The sequence below is a fragment of the uncultured Cetobacterium sp. genome, assembly GCF_947039425.1.
Lineage (GTDB): Bacteria > Fusobacteriota > Fusobacteriia > Fusobacteriales > Fusobacteriaceae > Cetobacterium_A.
Genome location: NZ_CAMQYW010000168.1, coordinates 1 through 4,283 on the forward strand (window position 1 = coordinate 1; position 4,283 = coordinate 4,283).

The 4,283-nt window shown below is 29.1% G+C and carries 3 protein-coding genes and 1 pseudogene; all 4 read right to left on the minus strand.

Annotated features, from left to right (window positions below; all coding sequences use genetic code 11):
• Positions 1-1,080, minus strand: a 1,080-nt coding sequence (locus tag Q0V09_RS08395) for an aminotransferase class V-fold PLP-dependent enzyme (RefSeq protein ID WP_297488456.1), incomplete at its 3' end; no start/stop codon positions are given.
• A gap of 152 nt (positions 1,081-1,232) precedes the next feature.
• Entirely contained in the window at positions 1,233-2,441 is a 1,209-nt protein-coding gene (gene ilvA / locus Q0V09_RS08400) for a threonine ammonia-lyase (protein WP_297488459.1), read from the minus strand.
• 83 nt (positions 2,442-2,524) lie between these two features.
• Positions 2,525-3,439, minus strand: a complete 915-nt coding sequence (locus Q0V09_RS08405) for a DMT family transporter (protein ID WP_297407369.1) — start codon at positions 3,437-3,439, stop codon at positions 2,525-2,527.
• A 9-nt stretch (positions 3,440-3,448) separates the two neighbouring features.
• Positions 3,449-4,283 (minus strand): annotated as a pseudogene (gene polC / locus Q0V09_RS08410) (PolC-type DNA polymerase III); the annotation flags it as partial.

The window sequence follows — 4,283 nt, forward strand, 5'->3', positions numbered from 1 at the left end:
ATTAAAGTATCCAACCGATAGTCTAATTGTTCCACTTTCATCTGTAAACATGTGTTTATGGGCTAATGGTGCGCAATGAAGACCCGTTCTAACTATAACAGAGTTATCATTTAGTATCATTTCAAATTCTTGTGGCGAATAATCATTTGTTGTTATTGAAATTACTCCAATATTTTCTTCTAATTCTGACCATATTTTTAAGTCATAATTATAAGTTTTTAATAAATTAAACAACATCTTTAGATTATCCTTTTTCTTTTTTAAAATGTTATCTATTCCAATAGCTAATATTTCATCTGTTGCTATTTTAAGTCCTATTATTCCCAATATATTTGGACTACCTGCTTCAAATCTTTCTGGTATTTCTAGTGGCATATTTTCATCTTCAGAATTTATACCAGTTCCACCATACAGCAATGGATTTAACGGAACGTCAGAATTATATAAATATCCTCCTATTCCACTAGGACCATATAAATTCTTATGTCCTGCAAAAACTATAAAATCTGAAATATTTTCAATTTCAGAAAAATTCAATACTCCTCCTGTTTGAGCTGTATCTAATATTGTTATTGCACTATAGTTTTTAGCTTCTCTAAATATCTCTTTTATTGGTAATATATTTCCAAAAACATTTGATGCATGAGTACAAATAACTAAATCTGGATTTTTAGACATAAATTTTAATTTTAACATCTCTCTATCTAATATAAATCCCTTAAAATCTATAATTTCTAACTTTATATTTTTTTCTTTAGATATTTTTTTCACGATTCTATACACAGAATTATGTTCAAAAGGTGATATATAAATATTGCTTATCTTACTATAATCTAATCCCTGAATTATCTCATTAAGAGAAAATGTTGCTGAAGAATTAATTATAATTTTCTTATTTTTTGAACTAAATATATTTCTTAAATTTTCTATTAAACTCTTTTTTAAAAGAAGAGCATCCATACTTTTATTACTTTTATTTCTAGAAAAATTAATTCCTATCTTTTCATAATATTTCATTGTTTCAGTATATACTTTCTTCATTTTAGGATATGTCGTTGCTGCATTGTCTAAATATATCATATCATTTCCAACCTTTCAGTTCTTTTATAACTCTCATTATACTAAAATAGTTCTTATTTTACAACTTATTTATACGGTGAATGTTTTGCATTGATATTTAAATATAAAAAAAAGTGAACTAATTTTTTAGTTCACTTCTCTTATACATTTAATTAGTATATTACATATCCTAATTCTTCTAATTTAGCTTTTACTTTTGCTTTATGTTCACAGTCAAAACACTCTAATACAAATCTAGCTTCTTGAGCATTAATTCCTAATGTAGGATTGTTTTGAGATTGATTTAAACTTAGAATATTTGCATTTAACTCAGTTATTGCAGAAACAATTTTAGCCATTTCTCCAACTTTATCAGATAAAGCTATTGAGAATACAAATCTTCTTCCCTCTAAAATTAAAGCTTTATTTAATACTCTTGCAACTAAGTTTATATCAATGTTTCCTCCTGAGATTACAGAACAAACTTTTTTACCTGTTACATCTATTTTACCAGCTAAAAGTGCTGCTACAGTTGTAGCTCCTGCTCCCTCTGCTACTACTTTACTTTTTTCCATTAAGAATAAGATAGCTTTAGCTATTTCATCTTCAGTTACAGTTACTATTTCATCTACACACTCTCTAATTACTTCAAATGTAGTACATCCAGCTTTTCTAACAGCAATTCCATCAGCTATTGTTGGTTTAGAATTAATCTCAACAACTTTATCTTCTTTTATTGCTTCAGCCATTGATGCTGCATTTGCTGCTTCTATACCAATTACTTTTGCAGAAGGTCTTAATGATTTTATAGCCATAGCTATACCACTAATGATTCCTCCTCCTCCAATTGGTACTAATACTACATCTACATCTGGGATATCCTCTAATATTTCAAGACCGATTGTTCCTTGTCCTGCCATAACAAATTTATCATCAAACGGGTGTAAGAATGTAGCTCCAGTTTCTTTTTGAATTTCACATGCTTTGTTATAAGCATCGTCATAAACTTCTCCCTCTAAAACAACTTCAGCACCGTAACCTCTAGTTGCTGCAATTTTTGCAAGTGGTGCAGTTGCTGGCATTACTATTGTTGCTTTGATTCCTTGTGCTGCTGCTCCTAATGCAACTCCTTGTGCATGGTTTCCTGCTGAAGATGCAATAACTCCTGCTGCTTTTTCAGCATCTGTTAAACTTGCTATTTTATTTAAAGCTCCTCTTAATTTAAAAGAACCAGTTTTTTGTAAATTCTCTAATTTAAAGAAAACATGGTTTCCTGTTATCTCTCCTAAAGTTGGACACTCTACTACAGGTGTTCTTTTTAAAGAATCCTTTATAATGTCATTTGCTTTTAAAATATCTTCTAATGCGAAAGTGCAATTCATAATATAAATCCTCCGAAACTCATTTTTATGTAACTATTTACACATTTATTATATATTTTTAGAACAAATAATTCAAGTTTTTTTTATTTTTTTTGATTTTTTGTTATTCTATATATTGAAAATAGTAACATTCCAGCACTTAAAAATTGTACTAACGATAGTATTTTTCCATTAAAAACATAATCAAAAACTATTGAAGAAACAGGAAAACAAAGTTCACAAATAGTTGCTATATTAGCTTTTATATATCTAAGTCCTATATAATAAAGCATAATTGCTCCACTACCTGTTGTTAACCCAATTATTACAAAAATCATCCATTGATGGGGTGTTGTTTTTAAAAACCAATGGAAATTTCCATTAAACCCAACAATTAAACCTGTTATTATTGATGTAAACATATATCTTGTATATAATGCTGTTCTAAAAGAGGAGTTTGCTAGTATCTTTTTTCCAAACACTGTTGAACTTCCAAAAGAAAAAGCTGCTAATATTGCGAACAAACTAGCTTCTCCCATTTTATCTCCAATTGAAAAATGAGGTAATGAAAATTGAAATGTTAAGAAATATCCACTTATTAAAGCCACTATTGCCCAAAAAACAAAATTTTTACCTATTCTTTCTCCCAATATAACTCTTGCTAAAGTTATTGCAAATACTGGTTGCAATTTTTGAAGAAGTGTTACAACAGTTAAATGATTAAAATCAACTAAAAACAGTGCCTTAACTATTGATAACGTTCCTAACGTTCCTCCAAATAAAGCAATCATAAGATAATAAAAAAGATCCTCTTTATCTAAGGATACAATATTTTTCATCTCTTTTCGTCCAAATAAAAATGTCATTCCTATAAATGGTAACAAGTGTAATACAAATACCACATAAGCAACATTTAATTTAAAAAGTCTTGGTGTTAATACTATTCCGTCAAATCCCCACATTGTGGCAGCAAGACATACTAGTCCTGCGCCAAAATGTTCTTTTTTTATAGAAAACATGATTCCTCCCTAGAAAAATAAAGTCGTTTGGTTTGTCTCACTTAAAGATTCAATGCAATTTAATTCTTTTAACTTATCAACTGTTGTTTGAGAAGCTTTCGTTCTTCTCTTAAAATCTTCATAAGAAATAAATCTTCCACACTCTCTTTCTCTAATTATATTTTCCATAACTGATACTCCAAGACCATTTAATCCCATTAAAGGAACCCTAATTTTATTATCTTCAATTGTAAATCTATTTCCACTTGATGTATAAATATCTAAGTTTAAAAACTCAAATCCTCTTTCGTGCATTTCAACAATTATTTCACAAACTGCAAGTTGAGCTTTTTTCTTAACATCTAATTTTGGTTCTCTTCCTAACTCTTTAATTCTTTCTTTAACTTTATTTAAATCCCCCATTAATTCAAAATCAAATTCCTCTGCCTTTCTACTTAAATAAGCTGCATAGAAAGCTAAAGGATAATGAACTTTAAAATATGCTATTCTCATAGCCATCATTACATAAGCAACTGCATGTCCTTTTGGGAACATATATTTTATTCTTCTACAAGACTCAATATACCATTCAGGTACTCCATTATCCTTCATCAAATTAGAATACTCTTCCCATTTTTCAGGATTTTTACTTGGCTGTCCCTTTCTTACAAACTCCATTATTTTAAAAGAAGTTCCTTTTTCAAGACCTTGATCTATCAAGAAATTCATAATATCGTCTCTTACTGAAATAATTTGTGAAAGCGTTGCCTCACCCTTTCTTACAAACTCTTGAGCATTATTTAGCCAAACATCTGTTCCATGAGAAAGTCCAGATATTCTAACAAGCTCAGCAAATGTTGTTGGC

Bases quoted from the DNA above. Each gene is read 5' to 3' on its own strand.
- Q0V09_RS08405 (WP_297407369.1), bottom strand. From the start codon at position 3,439: ATGTTTTCTATAAAAAAAGAACATTTTGGCGCAGGACTAGTATGTCTT.
- ilvA (WP_297488459.1), bottom strand. From the start codon at position 2,441: ATGAATTGCACTTTCGCATTAGAAGATATTTTAAAAGCAAATGACATT.